16 protein-coding genes are annotated in these 17887 nt (G+C 36.5%); 6 read left to right on the forward strand and 10 right to left on the reverse strand.

Annotated features, from left to right (window positions below; genetic code table 11):
* Window positions 1-47 precede the first annotated feature (47 nt).
* The 5 genes from MHI04_RS20145 to MHI04_RS20165 all read right to left on the reverse strand — a co-directional run bounded on the left by MHI04_RS20145 (window position 48) and on the right by MHI04_RS20165 (window position 6133).
* Window positions 48-1577 (reverse strand): DEAD/DEAH box helicase, encoded by a 1530-nt coding sequence (locus MHI04_RS20145; RefSeq protein WP_036119145.1) that lies wholly within the window; start codon window positions 1575-1577, stop codon window positions 48-50.
* 352 nt (window positions 1578-1929) lie between these two features.
* Window positions 1930-2622, reverse strand: coding sequence for an alpha/beta fold hydrolase (locus tag MHI04_RS20150; RefSeq protein WP_342504377.1), 693 nt, complete (start codon window positions 2620-2622; stop codon window positions 1930-1932).
* Between the two features lie 59 nt (window positions 2623-2681).
* Window positions 2682-4052 (reverse strand): UDP-N-acetylmuramoyl-tripeptide--D-alanyl-D-alanine ligase, encoded by a 1371-nt coding sequence (murF, locus tag MHI04_RS20155; protein WP_036119153.1) that lies wholly within the window; start codon window positions 4050-4052, stop codon window positions 2682-2684.
* Between the two features lie 11 nt (window positions 4053-4063).
* Window positions 4064-5143 (reverse strand): D-alanine--D-alanine ligase, encoded by a 1080-nt coding sequence (locus MHI04_RS20160; RefSeq protein WP_058844727.1) that lies wholly within the window; start codon window positions 5141-5143, stop codon window positions 4064-4066.
* 237 nt (window positions 5144-5380) lie between these two features.
* Window positions 5381-6133 carry a hypothetical protein gene (locus MHI04_RS20165; RefSeq protein WP_036119163.1) on the reverse strand — a complete coding sequence of 251 codons (753 nt, stop codon included), beginning with the start codon at window positions 6131-6133 and terminating at the stop codon, window positions 5381-5383.
* A gap of 346 nt (window positions 6134-6479) precedes the next feature.
* Here MHI04_RS20165 and MHI04_RS20170 point away from each other — a divergent pair, with 346 nt between their 5' ends.
* Complete coding sequence (locus MHI04_RS20170; protein WP_036119166.1) at window positions 6480-7667, forward strand: FtsW/RodA/SpoVE family cell cycle protein; 1188 nt, start codon at window positions 6480-6482, stop codon at window positions 7665-7667.
* A gap of 57 nt (window positions 7668-7724) precedes the next feature.
* Here the strand turns inward: MHI04_RS20170 and MHI04_RS20175 are convergent, their stop codons facing one another.
* Window positions 7725-7862, reverse strand: coding sequence for an Lmo0850 family protein (locus MHI04_RS20175; protein ID WP_164908744.1), 138 nt, complete (start codon window positions 7860-7862; stop codon window positions 7725-7727).
* Between the two features lie 309 nt (window positions 7863-8171).
* Between MHI04_RS20175 and MHI04_RS20180 the strand changes: the two genes are divergently transcribed.
* From MHI04_RS20180 to cls, 3 genes are all read left to right on the forward strand, one after another.
* Complete coding sequence (locus tag MHI04_RS20180; RefSeq protein WP_058844749.1) at window positions 8172-9332, forward strand: MFS transporter; 1161 nt, start codon at window positions 8172-8174, stop codon at window positions 9330-9332.
* 62 nt (window positions 9333-9394) lie between these two features.
* Window positions 9395-10189, forward strand: a complete 795-nt coding sequence (locus MHI04_RS20185; RefSeq protein ID WP_058844728.1) for a YwqG family protein — start codon at window positions 9395-9397, stop codon at window positions 10187-10189.
* Between the two features lie 137 nt (window positions 10190-10326).
* Window positions 10327-11784: a cardiolipin synthase gene (gene cls, locus MHI04_RS20190; protein WP_036119229.1), complete on the forward strand. Its 1458-nt coding sequence runs from the start codon at window positions 10327-10329 to the stop codon at window positions 11782-11784.
* A 50-nt stretch (window positions 11785-11834) separates the two neighbouring features.
* Here cls and MHI04_RS20195 read toward each other — a convergent pair whose 3' ends face one another.
* The 4 genes from MHI04_RS20195 to MHI04_RS20210 form a co-directional block, all read right to left on the reverse strand.
* Window positions 11835-12617, reverse strand: a complete 783-nt coding sequence (locus MHI04_RS20195; RefSeq protein WP_036119172.1) for a M15 family metallopeptidase — start codon at window positions 12615-12617, stop codon at window positions 11835-11837.
* A gap of 153 nt (window positions 12618-12770) precedes the next feature.
* A complete protein-coding gene (locus tag MHI04_RS20200; protein ID WP_058844729.1) occupies window positions 12771-13019 on the reverse strand; it encodes a hypothetical protein in 249 nt (82 codons plus the stop codon).
* A 55-nt stretch (window positions 13020-13074) separates the two neighbouring features.
* Window positions 13075-13836 (reverse strand): membrane protein insertase YidC, encoded by a 762-nt coding sequence (gene yidC / locus MHI04_RS20205; RefSeq protein ID WP_036119178.1) that lies wholly within the window; start codon window positions 13834-13836, stop codon window positions 13075-13077.
* Between the two features lie 164 nt (window positions 13837-14000).
* The gene (locus MHI04_RS20210; protein ID WP_036119181.1) at window positions 14001-14795 is read right to left on the reverse strand and encodes a helix-turn-helix transcriptional regulator; all 795 of its coding nucleotides are present in this window, start codon (window positions 14793-14795) and stop codon (window positions 14001-14003) included.
* Between the two features lie 505 nt (window positions 14796-15300).
* On the opposite strand from MHI04_RS20210, the gene MHI04_RS20215 reads away from it, so the two are divergent.
* Both MHI04_RS20215 and MHI04_RS20220 read left to right on the forward strand, forming a co-directional pair.
* On the forward strand, window positions 15301-15951 hold the full coding sequence (locus MHI04_RS20215) for a LytTR family DNA-binding domain-containing protein (protein ID WP_036119184.1): 651 nt from the start codon (window positions 15301-15303) through the stop codon (window positions 15949-15951).
* A 352-nt stretch (window positions 15952-16303) separates the two neighbouring features.
* Window positions 16304-17824, forward strand: a complete 1521-nt coding sequence (locus tag MHI04_RS20220; protein WP_036119187.1) for a succinate CoA transferase — start codon at window positions 16304-16306, stop codon at window positions 17822-17824.
* The last annotated feature ends 63 nt before the right edge of the window (window positions 17825-17887 follow it).

Here is a 17887-nt window from a genome sequence, read left to right on the forward strand (position 1 = left end):
CTATGACTGTAAGGTTTATCATAAAGAATTAGTGTATTCGGTTAAAATTAACCTTCGTGACGTCGTGGAGAGCGAGAACGACCTTGTCCACCTTCTCTACGACCTCCCTCACGGCGTCCGCCTTCTCGACGGCTACTGCTACCGCTATTGCGACGTTCCCCACTGCGAGCGCCGTCACGACGTCCGCCACCAAAGCTACGGTTACCACGGCCACGATCACCGCCACTACGGTTACTGCTAGAACGCTCACGACGCATTGGTAATGGACGCTCTTCTGTGATTGTTACTGGTGTATCATCAGGCTCTCTCGTTAATGAACGTAGAGCAGCTGCAACAACGTCAATTGCTTCATGATTATCTAGTACTTCCGCTGCAAGTGTGCGGTAATCGCCTAAATTGTTATTAGCAATAAGACCTTCCAGTGTTTCCACAGCTAAACGTTGTTGACCCTCTAATGCTTCATCAGTTGTTGGTGGGCGAAGAGGTGTCATACGTTTTTTCGTTGTTTCTTCTACAATACGTAAGTAACCCATTTCACGAGGTGTTACAAATGTTACGGCAAGACCTGATTTACCCGCACGACCTGTACGTCCAATACGGTGAACATAAGATTCAGGATCTTGAGGAATATCAAAGTTATAGACGTGTGTTACACCCGAAATATCAAGTCCACGAGCGGCAACGTCCGTCGCAACAAGGATATCGATTTTATTTTCTTTAAACTGGCGTAATACGGAGATACGCTTCGCCTGGCTTAAATCACCATGAATACCCTCAGCTAAATAGCCACGAATAGATAGGGCCTGTGCAAGCTCATCTACACGACGTTTTGTACGACCAAAAATAATAGCAAGCTCTGGTTGGTGAACGTTTAATAAACGAGATAAAACATCAAATTTTTCACGTTCAGCAGACTTAACAAAATATTGATCGATATTATCAACTGTTAATTCTTTTGCTTTAATTTTCACAATTTCTGGATCACGCATAAATGTTTCTGCAATTTTACGGATTGCTGGTGGCATTGTTGCTGAGAACAGTAATGTTTGACGTTCAGAAGGCACGTTTTCTAAGATTGAATTAATATCATCGATAAAGCCCATGTTTAACATTTCATCTGCTTCATCCAATACTAATGTTTGAACATCTTCTAATTTTAACGTACGACGATTAATATGATCAATAATACGTCCTGGTGTACCAACAATGATTTGAGGTCTATTTTTCAGTGCACGAATTTGACGGCCAATTTCTTGACCTCCGTATACTGATAATAATTTTACGCGCTTGTCATAGCCAATTTTATATAGCTCTTCTGAAACTTGAATCGCTAACTCACGAGTTGGAGCAATAACTAACGCCTGAATATTAGGGTTTTTTGGATCAATTTTCTCAATTAGTGGAATCCCGAAAGCGGCAGTTTTACCAGTACCTGTTTGTGCTTGACCTAATACATCACGGCCTTCAATCGCAAAACGAATAGTACCTTCTTGGATTGGTGTTGCTTCTTCAAATCCCATACGCTTTACTGAGCGTAATGTAGATTCGCTAATATTTAATTCTGAAAAATTTGTCAAACTTCTCAATCTCCTTTTTTTCCTTTTAAGTTGACAAATGGTTACATTTTCAGATGAAGTTGTCGGCAAATTCGAGCCTGTGTAGTGGAACGTTTCCGTTACTTAAAAATTTTCTCTACATGATAGTCCATATAGAGCTCTCTTATATGAAAAGGAAAGCCCGGTCTTTACCGAGCGGTTCGATTCTGTCGTAATTATTCACTTTAGAATAAAACCGTTGTGTTCAAAAAAAAGTACCCTTCAACCAAATATGAAGAGTCTTCGCACAAAATGTATCCATTGCTTACACTAGTCTAACATGGCTTTAAATCCTATGCAACGATAACGCATGAGTCGTAATAATCTGACTACTTTATTTATCCCTTAAAAACGTTAAAACCCTTGGAAACCATTCAGAACAATCTTCCTCAAAACATATATGATGCTTGCTATTATCAGAAAAATACAAAATTTTATCTTTTGAGGCTAATTTATCAAAAAGGAATTGCGCCGTATGATAGGGCACTATTCCGTCCAATTTCCCTTGCACGATATAAACAGGAATTTGAATATGTTGATAATAAGGTTCCACCATTCTAACCAGCTTCATAAATTCTATTGTGGATGCTAAAGGCACATTGTTAAACTTATGATGGTATCGTAAAAAAAGTTCGTTATTCGTCAAATTACGGTGGTAAGCCTCTGTAGCAAGCACTTTAAAATCATTGACTAACTGTTTGGGACTGACATACTTTGCAGCAGCACTTAATAATACGAGTTTTTTTACTTTATAACGTTTAGCTAAATATAATGCTATGATTCCCCCCATTGAAAAACCAACGACGATTACCTCATCTACTTTTTTAGCTAATGATCGAAAGGCAAGCTCGGCATCCATTAACCAATGCTTCGCTGTAAAACCACTCATTTGTAATTCTTCTCCATGCCCTGACAACGTCGGCTCTACAATTAGCCAATTTGTCTGTGCCCGTAAGTATGTTGTGAATGGCTCCACTTCATAAGGTCCACCTGAAAATCCATGAATACATAGTACACCTACTGACAACGTCCTCACCTCGTTTAACAATGAATAAATCGGTGAGCCTAATCCCACCGATTCATTGGTTACTGTGACGTAAATGCATTTAAGATCGTCTCTAATTTCATACCACGCGAGCCTTTAAGTAAAACAATAGATGATTCATTCGCTAGTTTTAGCTTTTCAATAATAGCCGTATAATCATCTGCTACATACAGTAAACGTTCTTTCTCAAAGCGCTCTTTTAATACTTGATAAAGATATGCCATCCGAGGGCCAAATAAGCAGAGATAATCAATTTCATGCTCATTTATATATGCTGCTAGCCCTTCGTGAAAACTTTGCTCATTCGGTCCAAGCTCCAGCATATCTCCTAACACAAGCCATTTTTCAGGTCGAATTGTAGAGGAAGCCATAAATTGAATAGCAGCCTTCACCGAGGTTGGTGCTGCATTATAGGCATCGTTGATAAATAGTGCTCCATTTGTTCCTTGTACTTGTTGCATCCTCATATCTGTTAAGACTACATGCTCTAAGGATGTACGAATTTGTTCATTGTTTAAACCTAGCTTATGAGAAATTAACATCGCCACTAATGTATTTTTTACTTGATGCTTACCAAGAACTGAAATAAAGAAGTCGCCTTCAATGATTCCATGCGTAGTAAAGTGACTGCCATCCGCATTAGCATGAATATTTTCAGCGTATAAAAGATTACCTGGCTCTAATCCGAACGGCACTGCTTGTAAGTGCTGTTCCTTGGCCACCAATTCTTGGAGCAGCGGTTCATCACCATCATAGAATAATAGACCATCAGGCTGCATCCCTTGAATAATTTCAAATTTTGCTTTTGCTATACCTGCTCGTGACCCTAAATCCTGCATATGAGCCTCGCCGATATTAGTAATAACCGTCATATGTGGACGAGCAAGCTTCGTTAAAAATTCAATTTCACCAAAACCACTCATACCCATTTCAAGAACAGCAACATCTGTATTTTCATCAAGCTGTAAAATTGTAATAGGTAACCCTAATTGATTATTAAAGTTCCCAATAGTCTTTTGTACTTTAAAAAATGGCGCAAGTGTACCCGCTAAAATATCCTTTGTGGATGTCTTACCATTTGAACCTGTAATGCCGATAAATTTCGCCTTATGTTCATTACGATAGGCTCTTGCCATTTCCTGTAAAGCTACTTCTGAGTCATCCACAAATAGTAAAGGATAACCTTCTGGAGGATTTGGTTCATCTTTTTGCCAGAGTGAAGCTCCCGCACCTTTCTCAAATGCTTGAACAACAAACTGATGCCCATTTGTTTGCTCGCCACGAAATGGCACAAATAGATCTCCTTGTTGAATTGTTCTTGTATCGATAGAAATTCCTGATACAACGGTATCGCCAAAAGCAGCCATATCCTCATTTAACCATGCAGCTAATTGTTTTAATGTTTTTTTCACAATAATCCCACTCAGTCTTTTTTATAGTGAAGCTGTTGTTTTTCTTCGTAACGTTCGATTGCTAGCTTAATGAGACGGTCAATCAGCTCTGGATAGCTCACATTTGTATGTTGCCATAATAATGGGTACATACTTACAGGCGTGAAACCAGGCATTGTATTCACTTCATTGATGTAAACGCTATTTTCAGCCGTTACAAAAAAGTCGGCACGAACTAAACCGCTACCATCTATTGCTTTAAATGCACGTTTTGCTAATTCCTTTAAGCTTGTCACAGTTTCCACTGGCAGCTCCGCTGGAATAATAAGGGCTGTAGAACCGTCCTTATACTTCGAGTCATAATCATAAAATTCAGTGACTGGTTTAATTTCGCCTGGCACCGAAACTTCAGGATAATCATTACCTAACACGGCTAGTTCAACTTCGCGAGCCATAATACCTTGTTCTACAACAATTTTACGATCATATTGCAGAGCAATCTCAATTGCTTTTATTAATTCCTCACGATTAGTTGCTTTGCTAATCCCAACGCTTGAACCTAAGTTTGCAGGCTTCACAAACATCGGCCAACTCAAGCCCTGTTCACATCGTTCAATGATGGTCTGTTGCTCGTTTTTCCACTCACTACGAATAAAGTACGTATAGGGCACTTGTGGTAAGCCTGCAATTTCAAATAATTGCTTCATCACCACTTTATCCATACCAGCTGAAGATGCTAATACACCGTTTCCTACATACGGTAAATTCAGTACTTCCAGTAATCCTTGCACAGTTCCATCCTCACCATTTGTTCCATGTAACAATGGGAAAATAACATCAAACTGCACCGTATTGCCTTTTTCATCGATTAAAAAATCAGTAATATTATTTTCTAAAATTGTGGCATTATCACCAAATTGTAATTCTTCTATTGCACTTACAGGTTTTTCTAAACGTTCTCCACGTCGCCATTCCCCGTCAGATGTAATGAAAATCGGATATACTTCATACTCCTCGAAATTCAAAGCTCCAGTGACTGCACGAGCTGTCGATAATGACACCTCATGCTCCGCTGACTTTCCGCCGTATAATAAACCGATTCTTTTTTTCATTTTTGTGCCCTCCACATACTTCTTGAGTACTATTAGTTTATCATGAAACGTCTTGACAAATGACATAAAAATCTCACCGTAATTTTTGACGGTGAGATTTTGACATTTCATTGATTATGCCTTAGTTGCATCTAATTTTTAAATTGTCTAGGCTCAATTCAAAATTCGGAATATCTGCCAACAACTGATCTTCATTTGATAGTCGCTTTTTCGCAAAAATCATTACTGTTATGAAGATTAAATAATATAAATCAATTCATCATGTTCCGTTTTCAGGATCGTATTTAAGTCATCCCAAACTTCATCAGGAAATGAATACTCTGATAGGTTGCGAACTTCTATACCATAGGCTACCTTTGGTTTTTCAATTCTGTACAAAGATAATAACGCTCCGTCCTTAGCAAAGGATCGGTAAGATCGTAAAAAATCGGGCGATATAGATGGAATACTCGCCTTTACTTTTCGACGCCAAAAACCAGTACTCCGTTCCTTTTCACGAATTAAACTATTAAATACATTGGCAACCAATAAATCCGAATCACTTAAATGACGAAAATAAATTTTTGTCATCTTCTCTTGATCTGAAGAATAATAGACAAATCTATTTTGTAATTTGTTAAAAAATGCAGACGTAATCGGTTCTTTTTTATGACTTATGTAAAGCAATTCTCCTTGTTCCATTGGTGTCAGATGATCTAGCCTCTTTTCGTCCATAAAATCAACCCAACACAATTCCTTTGACTCTGCTGATTTTTTCACAAAACGAGGAACTTCATCTTCCAAGACATATTCAAATTGTGTATGCATATTAAAAGAACCGTCTTCATAGGAATGTTTTAATAACAGTAAGTGATGCAGTGGTTCAAGTGCAGCCACAAATTGCGGGAATTTTAACCCGCTAAAAATGACAAATTTATCTACATCATTCATATGAACATAAATATGATACATAAAATCATCAGCTGACTTTAATTTTTTAGCCACAACCATCACCCCATTCTTCACTACATTATAAGTCTAAACATGATTTTTTTGAAACATTTTATGTTAATTGTCGTCCCAACTATATGCACAGGCATAAAAGTATTTTTTGCGTTATAATAGGAATGTTAAACATGCATTTGCATATTAATTTAAGATTACTCAATGAGTACAAGTATTGCTGAAAATTCCATTGACAATGTTCAAAGCAAGTTGCAAGCTTATCAATAGATATGAGTTATCTCATACACTCTACTGGTCAATAGCTCTCTTCTTTGAACAATTATAAACGAAATTGGAAGATTCGCATCATATTTACTCATATTGAGATACTATTTTAATTTAGGTGGCTTTTATGGAAAATAAACGAAATTTCGCAAACCGTTTTGACTGGACCCTCGCTTTTATTCTTTTCACTTTTCTAGTCATCAGTTTGTTAGCTATTGCATCTGCCCAGACATCGGGTCAATATGGCATTAACTACGTACCTAAACAAATGCAATGGTATGTTATTGGTGCAGTAATTATTGGCATCGTCATGTTTTTTGAGCCAGATCAATATAAAAAAATGTCATGGTATATGTATGGAGCAGGGATTGCCTTATTGGTACTGCTTATTTTTATGCCTGAAGGAGAAGGTCAAATCGGTGCACCCGTTAATGGTGCTAAAAGCTGGTATCATACGCCGATTGGAAATATTCAGCCTTCTGAGTTTATGAAAACTTTTTACATTTTAGCACTAGCACGACTAATCAGTAAGCATCATGAAGTTTATTCGTTAAAATCAGTAAAAACGGACTTCCTACTACTAGGGAAAATTGGTATCACACTCATCATACCATTGGCTATCATTATGAAGCAGCCTGACCTTGGTTCTGCTCTTGTATTCTTTGCGATTACTGCTGCTCTTATCATCGTAGCCGGAATTTCTTGGAAAATCATTCTGCCGACCTTTTTAGGTGGAGTGGTAGCAGGTGGCACCCTACTGTGGATGGCACTTTATATGCAGGATTTCCTAGAAAAAACGTTCGGCTTAAAGGCTTATCAATTTGCTCGAATTTATTCTTGGCTAGACCCCTATTCCTATTCATCTAGCGAAGGCTATCATTTAATAACATCGTTAAATGCTATTGGGTCAGGAGAGATCTTTGGTAAGGGGTTCCGAAATCGAGAGGTATATGTAGCAGAAAACCATACCGATTTCATTTTTACTGTTATCGGTGAAGAATGGGGCTTTATTGGCGCTAGTATTGTTATTTGTGTTTTCTTCTTATTAATTTATCACTTAACAAAGACAACGCTCTTATTGAAAGATCCATTCTCAACATATGTTTGTGCAGGTATTATTGCCATGATTACTTTCCACGTCTTCGAAAATATAGGCATGACTATTCAGTTATTACCAATTACAGGTATTCCGCTTCCGTTCATTAGTTACGGAGGAAGTTCTTTAATGGGCAATGCTTTAGCCATTGGGCTAGTCTTTAGTATGCGGTTCCATTATCGAACGTACATGTTTACGACACATGATGAAGATGAATAAATATAGAAAAAGGGAAGTCTCGCGCATTGAGACTTCCCTTTTCCTATTGTAAACGAGTTAAGCTTGAACTTGCGGAGTCTGCGTTGGTGGTGTTAGCACTTTTAAAAGTTCTAGTCGAGACTTTGTTACAGTGGCTGTTACACCCAACTTAGATAAATTCGAAACAATCTTTTTCAAATCTACTTCTTTCCTCATACATTCCACCTCAATCTTTCCTCGATTTTATATAACGTTTTAGGGAACAAAAAAGTTTCATTTTTCTACGAGTAAGATGTCTGACAAATTTATCATACCATTTAACTTACATATAAAATTTTTCATTTTTGTTACATTGTAAATTATTTATACCACCAAACACTTATAAAATAACCACAATCACTATATTTTATTCATCTTCAATTAATAACTATCTCCACCATGTTTCTCCATCCGTATTCTTGTCATCGTAAGAGCAAGAAGGGTAGAATGTACATAGTGAAATATTGTATGAAAGCAGGGAACTGTATGAAAAAGGCAATTTTATTATTGATGTCTGTTCAATTTCTCGTTTACCTAGGATTTGGCATTATTATTCCTGTCTTACCTGAGGTGATTGTGCAGCAAAATTGGAATGATCTCCACGTCGGTGGTTTACTAACCGTATATTCACTTGCAAGTTTCTTTACAGCACCATTTTGGGGCATGCTATCAGATAAGATAGGTCGTAAACAACTAATCTTAACAGGTCTGGTTGGTTTTAGCCTTAGTTTTGTTATTTTTTCATTATTTATAGATAACCTAGCTATTTTGTATGTCTCACGCATTGTAGGTGGTTTATTCTCAGGAGCATTGTATACAGCAGTAACAGGATTTATCGCAGATATGTCCAGTGAAGAGGATCGTAATAAATATATGGGCTTTATGGGCATGTCCATTGGTCTTGGCTTTATTTTTGGTCCAGCAATCGGTGGGGTGCTAGGCCATTATAGTTTGCAATTACCATTTATCGCATCCGCATCATTAATTGCACTATTATTTATTTATGCAAGTTTCGTCTTAAAAGAACCTGAAAAACGGAAAGATTCAACTAAACGTGCTATTGTACCAAAAGGCGCTAGCAAGATGCTACAGTACCGTGTGCGTTACTTATTTATGTTTTCATTTTTAGTAACCTTTATGCTAGCGGGTGTTGAGGCTACTTTCCAACTATTCCAAATCGAAAAGATTCATATTACACCATTACAAATTGGATATTTATTTATGTTTAGTGGTTTCGTTGATGCAGCCATTCAAGGTGGCGTTGTTCGACGTATAAAAAATGGCAGCGAAACAACATGGTTAATCGGTGCTCAAATTGTAACAGCAATCGGTATGCTATTATTCACACTCACAGCTAATCTTTTTATCGCTGGTCTAGCCCTATGTGTCTTTACAGCTGGTAATGCACTTGCTAGAACGTGTGTGGTATCGCTCTCCTCGAAAGAATCTGGAGGACAATATGGAACTGCCGCAGGTCTTTCCTATTCAATGGATAACTTAGGACGTATTCTTGGTCCACTATTTTTCACTTGGTTATTTACGATGCAAGCAAGTCTCGGGTACTATATATCGGCAGCAATAGCCATTCTTTCGATAAGTTTGATTTTTATCTATAAGGCTTCCAGTAAATCATTGCGTTTTGAATAGATTCTCACTATACCGTAACTTGTTATACTTTAAAGACCTAGAGAGATATTCGGAGGGTTTGCATGAACAAAGCAACAAATTTTTTACTTCCTAAAGAGCTAGAAGCTTTTCGCTCAGAAATCGAAGACACGCTACTTTCAACAATCATTATTCAGCCATACCAACGTTCAACTACGTTAACTGAAAGTAAATTTGCTGGCGAACCCTATCTCCCCTCTTTTCAAACCTATCCAAAAGATTTAACAGGGGAGCCAATGAGATTATTAGCTCAAATTAATTTTGCCGAAATCCCACCACTACTAGGTTTTCCTTCAAGGGGATTACTGCAGTTTTTTATTTCAGCCAATACTTTTAAAACTACTACTGTCAATTATTACGAAGACATTTTTCAGCAATTTTATAAAGTAAGATTTTATCCAACTGTTAATGACAGTACAGCCCACTCTCAACAGGCACACTTTTCTATACCGACTACATTAGATGGCTTCCCTATTCGTCAGGAATTAGCTTTACAATTTCAGCTAACACAGGAACCCATTTCTGCACTAGATTATCGAGCACAACGTCACCTTCCCTTCCTCCTATCCTCCCAGATGGATGATGTGCAAGAGATTTATTTGCAACACTTCCTAGGAGCGGGAGCTAAAATTGGTGGCTATGCTTATTATTTAAATGAGGATATTCATCAAGAGTCCTTGCTACTTCAGCGCTATAATGTCTTATTATTACAAATTGACTCTCATGATGAATTAGGAATTATGTGGGCAGATTGTGGTGTTGGCAAGTTTTTTATTAACCGAGAAAAGCTTCTTCGAAAGGATTTTTCCGATATTTTATTTCAATGGGAAAATTACTAACGAAAACATGCGGATTATCCCTTACGAATCGAAGAGATAATCCTTTTCCTACCTAGCTAGATTTCATATCTTCTTTCTTCTTTTGAAGTAGGCTATACTTATGTATGTTGTTAACAATAGTAAAGGCAGGTGTAGGAATGAGCATTTTTACAGACATAGAATATTTAGTCCCTTTAACCTTGTTTTTTAATATTTTATTAGCCATGACCATCATTTTTTTAGAACGTAAAGATGCTACCTCTACATGGGCATGGATTCTTGTATTATTTTTCTTGCCATTAGTTGGATTTATTTTGTACTTATTACTTGGAAGGCAGTTACGAAGAAAGCATTTATTTCGTTGGGAAGGGCGTAAGGATATCGGGATAGATAACCTCATTAGCTATCAAATGGAAGCCATTCGCAGTGAAACATTTGAGTTTCGCATTGCAAACGCAGAAAATTATCAAGAAATGATTTATATGCACCTTAGAACAAACAATGCGGTATTAACACAGGACAACCATTTAGATATTTTCGATGATGGTGCCAATAAATTTGAACAACTCCTAAAAGATATTGAAGCAGCTAAAGATCATATCCACATTCAGTATTATATTTTCCGTCTAGATGACTTAGGTACACGTATCGTGAATGCACTGATTAAAAAAGCAAAACAAGGTGTCAAGGTACGTCTACTCTATGATGAGATGGGCTCACGTAATGTAAAAAAGCGTCATTTTAAAGAATTGCTGAATGCTGGAGGTGAAGTAGAGGTTTTCTTCCCATCCATTTTGCCACTTCTCAATCCCCGTCTAAATTTTAGGAATCACCGTAAAATTGTTGTCATTGATGGTCGAATTGGCTATATTGGTGGCTTTAATGTCGGTGATGAATATCTTGGGCTACAAAAAAAATTCGGTTATTGGAGAGACACTCACTTGCGAATTGAAGGAAGTGCGGTGCATCCACTGCAAACTCGCTTTTTACTCGATTGGAATCAAGCAAGTGCACAGCAGAAAATGGGCTACTCTGATCGCTACTTCCCTGCTATCCCGCAAAAGGGTGATGTTGGCTTACAGATTGTTTCAAGTGGACCAGACTCAGACTGGGAACAAATTAAGATTGGTTATTTAAAACTTATTAATATGGCGAAAAAATATATTTATATTCAAACACCTTATTTTATCCCAGATGTAAGCTTCTTAGACGCCATTAAAATCGCAACATTGTCGGGCATTGATGTGCGCATTATGATTCCTAACAAACCTGACCATATGTTCGTTTATTGGGCTACTTATTCCTATGCCGGTCAGTTATTACGTGCAGGAGCGAAAGTCTACATTTATGAAAAAGGCTTTATCCATGCCAAAACCATTATTATTGATGACGAGGCATCGACTGTCGGAACAGCTAATATCGATGTCCGAAGTTTCAGTCTGAATTTTGAAGTCAATGCCTTCATCTATGATGCAAACATATCGCACCAACTTGCAGAGCTATTTGAAAAGGATATTTTTGATTGTACGGAATTAACATGGGAAATGTATAAAAACCGCTCAGCACTTATTAAATTTAAAGAATCCATTTCACGTTTATTAACGCCTATTTTATAAAAATAAAAAGGAAGAGAGCCTGTTCATAGTGAACCGCATCTCTTCCCTTTTTATTTCACTCCTAAATATTCTTCCAACGTAATATTTTGCTTTGTAATCTCTTTTGCAATATCTTTGCCTACATAACGATAATGCCAAGATTCATACATATAACCTGTAATATCTTCTTTATTTTGTGGGAAACGTAAAATAAAACCATACTCTTGAGCATGCGCAAATAGCCATTGTCCTGCTGGCGTTTCTCCAAATTCTGCTGTCAGCCATACATCCTCTTTTCCACGCTCTCCTATATCAAACGCTAAGCCTGTTTGGTGTTCGGAATAGCCTGGTCGAGCACTGTATCGATCTGCTGCTGCTTGTCCATCACGTTTTACATAGTTATCATAAAGTTTTGTTTGATATTCAAAAGAACGATACCCACTAAATGCAACTAAATCAAATCCTTGTTGCTTGGCGGCAGCTAACATCTGATTTAGAGCTTGTCGTGCCTCTGGATTTTCTTCAGGTGCAAAGGTAGAAGGAAGTGGATATATTTTATTTGCTAGCAAAATACCATTTATGTAGGTTGGTTCAGTAGGTAATGTTTGATTTGGTAGATAACCGTTTTCGTCAGGTTGCTGCTCTGATTCTGCAGGTGTTTCAGGTGTATTGTCTGGCTCCTCTGTTACAGAAGAGTCTTTCTCTGTAGAGTCGTTTGTTTCTGTTGTTTTTGGTTGCTCATCAGTCGCACTATTTACTTGATCATTTTTATAGTTATAGACTACAAAAATAGCTGCGATTAACGCGATAGAAATCAAAGCACCTATGATGAGCGGAAGACGATTGTTTTTCACTATTTATGCCCCTTTTAAAATATCAGGTACAACAAGGATATTGCTCTGAAAACATGCCATCCTGAAAATACCCATTTTTTTGTATTACTCGTTATAATCTTATTTTAGCACTGTTCACATTTTCAGGTGTGAATTTCCCATGTAAATATTTATTTAGTCTGTTAGAACAATGACAAATACTGCTATTGAAGCAATAGCAAAAAAGATTGCCATATACTTCATCCACTTTGCTTCTTTTACATAGCCCTGCTCTGCAAAACTTTTAGCTCTAAACCCATTTGATAAAGCGAACATAATCGTCATCGCAAGTACGGCAAAATTAAATTTCCCTATAATAATAAATACGAGTGCCGCAATACTAAAAATTGCAACAAGAATAGATGCTAGCCACTTTCTGTTCATCTTGCTGACCTCCTAAAAAAGTCGAGGCAACAGAGGCGCCTCGACATTGTTTAATTTATTTTTTTGCTTTTTCGGGATGCTCCGAATAATATTTACGCCCAATATATGTTTGAATAATCAATAATGCACCGCTGACAGACCAATACAGAGGTAGCGCTGCCATAGAAGACATTGAGATAAAGACAATCATAATTGGTGAAATATAAATAAACATTTTCATTTGAGCCTTTTGTTGCTCAGGTACAGTCCATAATGATACACGCGCTTGGACTAAGTAAACAATCCCTGCAATAATGGTCATAACGATATCAGGTGACCCTAAACTAAACCATAAAAACTCATGTGATTTTACATCCGCAGAATACAAAATCGAGAAATAAAGTCCCATAATAATTGGCATTTGAATTAACATCGGTAAGCAACCCATGTTAAGTGGATTAATGCCATGCTTTTGATAGAGAGCCATCATTTCTTGTTGATATTGTGTTTGCTCTTCTTTTGTCTTAGCTTCCTTCATTTTTTTCTGAACGGCTTCCATTTCAGGCTTGAACGCATCCATTTTCGTTTTCATCAATTGCTGCTGACGATAGTTTTTTAACATAATCGGCATTAGAACTAAACGAATTAGAACCGTGATCGCAATGATTGCTAAACCATAGCTTCCTGAAAAGATATCATTCCCGAAAAACTCCAGTAAAAATTCCATAGGTTTTACAAAGATACTATAGAAAAAACCTTCTTTGTTTTGCACTGCTTGACAGCCACTAAGCACAAAAACTGCTAGACCAAGCATTGAAAAGAGTTTCAAATTTTTCATTTTTCCACCTACTATAATTTATCAACTACTGTGAAGTATACCTTATAGGCTCTACCTTTATCAAATAGCAAGTGCTACTAATTTAGACCGCAGTTGTTCGTAAAAAAGGTGCGAGCTTTAGCCATGCTAAACGTTCGCACCTTTTCACATCTTATGCTCAAAATTTAAACATTCTGTAATTCAGTCTCTGCCATTTCAAAACGATAAAATTCATGATGAAGTTCATCTCTGAAATGCTTTGGTGTAACACCTGTATATTTTTTAAAAATACGAGTGAAATAACTTTGGTTACAGAAATGGAACTGATCTGAGATAGATGTAATACTTTTATTTGTATGTCGTAAGTAGTATTGTGATTCTTCTACACGTCGAACATTTAAATACTCAACTAATGTAATACCTACATGTTCTCTGAAAATACGTGATAAGTGACTAGTACTGATATGAAAGTTATTAGCGATACTTTCTACAGTTAAATCATTCTCAAGTTCATCATTTATATACATAATTACTTTGTTGACCGTCTGATGTCGGAAAGTCGGTTGTTTGCGATCTGCAATAAAGTAAACAAAGAAATCAATTAAATCATCCGCAAATTGTAAAAACTCTGCGTCTTTCATCTGATTTTCTATCATATCGTTACAAGCAATATTAAAAGCAAAGGCTTTTTTCGAAGGTACTTGATTGTCCAGCAGTTTACGGGCAACAATTGATGATAAAACGGAAAAATAACTTCGAACAATTTTAATGACCTGCTTACCAAAACGGATTGAAAGAATATCAATTAACTCATGCAAAGACTTTTTCGCTTTGGTAGATTCTAAATGGTAAATTTCAAATATTAATTTCGACTCAATATTAAAAAATTCTTCGACACCGATATATTGATTAATATTATCGATTTCTTGGAAGTATCTTTTGGATATCGTTTCTGACATAGAATGTTGATGTAGTTGCATAATCTTCCCCATCTTTCCTCAGAGTGCACGAATTGCATGACAAAATCTGACACCAATCCCAACGAATTAAAAATAAGAAAATAGTATTTGCTTATTCAATATAAGAACTGAGTCCTATTTCACAATTTTTTATTAAAAATAACTCAAAAATAACCCAACTAAAACACCAAATCTAAAAAAAATAGACTATACAGTGGATTTTACCATATTCTGCGATTTCCTTTCAACCACATTTTACTTGCTACTCTAGTTCTAATTTATCACATACGCATAGTAGAAACCTCGTAAACTTATTCCTAACAATTAGATTTTACCATATACCTATTAAAAAAAATTAGTCATTATATAAATTTATTTACAAATTATACAAGACATCTTACACCATTTTAATGAGTCAATCGACATTTTTCTATTTTATTCCTAAATCTTCTCTATATAATTTATATGGATATGTAGTAAAATAGATGATAATACTATTTTTAAAAGTTTAGACGAGGTGTTTAAAGTGGATCCAAAACAAATAGAAGAAATAATGGAGATAATTAAGGAGTTCTTCCCTGAGAATACATCCATTGCTATCTCTGATACAAATGAATATTTGTATTACCAGCCAAGCAAAAAAGTTGATTTAAAAATTAAGCCGGGTGATCCGATTAAAGAAGGTTCAGCCGCACACAAAGCACTTAGCTATGGTCAAAAAATCAGCTCATACATCGAACCTGATGTTTTTGGTGTCGCTTACTATGGAATGAGTATTCCTTTAATGGAGGAAGGCGAAACTAAAGGAGCTATTACTGCTATCTTCCCGCAAAAACCATCAGCATTCTTAACAAATTATATTACCATCAAAATTGATGATTGCTGGTACCCAATCAAACATGATCAAGTGATTTATTTAGAAACTCAACTCCGTAAAACATTTGTTAAAACAATGACTCGTGAAGGTTATCACCGTTTGAACCTAAGTGATCTAGAGCTATTTTTAGCACCTGACTCATTTATTCGTTGTCACCGCTCTTATATCGTTAACATTGACTTCATCGATGAAATTCAACCAGATTCACACTCAACGTTTTTATTAATTATGAAAGATGGTACGCGCATTCCGGTTAGCCAACGCTATGCAAGCTACTTCCGTCGTTCTCTAGGTTTTTAATATGGACAGACAGCGAGCAATTTTATGAATTGTTCGCTGTTCTTTTTTGCGTTAAAAGAGACCACTTCTCTCCCCTCCATTAACAATTTTGACACAGTTTTTAATGTAGAAATTTTCTAATTTTATACAACTCTACAATAAAACGTTTTCTCTGTCGAAAAATCATCTTAATGCTCGATTTTCCTTTTTTTACTCAATTTAATGCTAATTCTAAAGTTTTTGTGACAATTTGGTGATAGTATTATTCAAATGGTTGGAGTCATACTACAACTGAATAAACAGAAAATTCTCAAATGTTTTTTCTAGTTTTGTAATCGGTTTCCATCAAAATTATTTAGGGGAGGATTTTTTTATGGATGCAAATGTTCAAAAACGCCTAGGTTTAAAAGAACTTGAGAGTAAAATTGTTACTGCTGAAGAAGCAGCAGCACTTATTTCTAACGGTGATGTAGTTGGGATGAGCGGTTTTACTCGTGCTGGGGACGCAAAAGTTGTGCCAATGGCATTAGTTGAGCGCGCGAAAAATGAAGAATTCAAGATTGATGTATATACAGGTGCATCATTAGGACCAGAAGTAGATAAGTACTTAGCAGAAGCTGGTGCAATTCGTAAACGTGGACCATTCCAAGGGGACGCAGGTATCCGTAATTTAATTAATTCTGGAGATGTCTTATATGTAGATGCTCATCTTTCTCATAACGCTGAGCTAGTACGTCAAGGAATTATCGGGCCAATTAAATATCTAATTCTTGAAGCTGTTGCAATTACTGAAGATGGATTAATCATTCCAACAAACTCTGTAGGTAACTCACCAATTTTTGCAGAATATGCAGAAAATATTATTATCGAGTTAAACATTTCTCACCCAGAAGCTTTAATTGGTATCCACGATATTTATGTTCCAGGTGAACAAGGTAATCGTGAAGCAATTCCAATGACCAATGCTATGCAACGCATTGGTGAAATCGGTATCAAAGTTGATCCAGCTAAAATTAAAGCAATTGTTATTTCTGAAGAGCCAGATGCCCCTTCATTAATCGTTCCACCAGATGAAGAAACACAAACAATGGCTAACATTTTATTAAACTTCTTCAGTGATGAAATTAAAGCAGGTCGTCTAACAAAACAATTAATGCCTTTACAATCTGGTGTCGGTTCTGTAGCAAACGCTGTACTAGATGGTTTCGCAGATTCTGAATTCGAAGATCTCATTGTGGCATCAGAAGTACTGCAAGATGCAGTATTTAACCTGATTGATGCAGGCAAAGTTAAATTTGCTGCTGCTACTTCCATTACACTGACTGAGGAATTACAGAAGAAAGTATACGGCAATTTAGAAAAATATGCCGATAAAATTTGCTTACGTTCACAAGAAATTTCTAACCACCCAGAACTTATACGTCGTTTGGGACTAATCTCAATTAATACGGCTTTAGAGTTAGATATCTATGGTAACGTTAACTCTACACATGTATCTGGAACACGTATGATGAACGGTATCGGTGGTTCAGGAGACTTTGCACGTAACGCACGTCTTGGTATTTTTGTTACAAAATCATATGCAAAAGGTGGAGCTATTTCATCGATTGTGCCAATGGTTTCTCATGTTGACCACACTGAGCATGATGTGGATGTAATTGTAACAGAGCAAGGTATTGCTGACTTACGTGGTCTTGCACCAAAAGAGCGTGTACCTTTAATTATTGAAAACTGTGCACATCCAGATTACAAAGAACAATTATGGGATTACTACAACCGTGCAGTTGAGGCAACAGGTAACCACCAAACGCCTCATCTTTTAGAGGAAGCACTTTCTTGGCATGTAAATCTTGCTAAAAACAAAACAATGAAAAAAGAAGTTGTAAAAGCTTAATTTCTTAATTTTTGGACGTCTAATAAGTCAAAACTTATTGGGCGTCCTTTTGTATTGGAAATG

Source organism: Lysinibacillus sp. FSL K6-1151 (assembly GCF_038630755.1).
GTDB lineage: Bacteria > Bacillota > Bacilli > Bacillales_A > Planococcaceae > Lysinibacillus > Lysinibacillus fusiformis_D.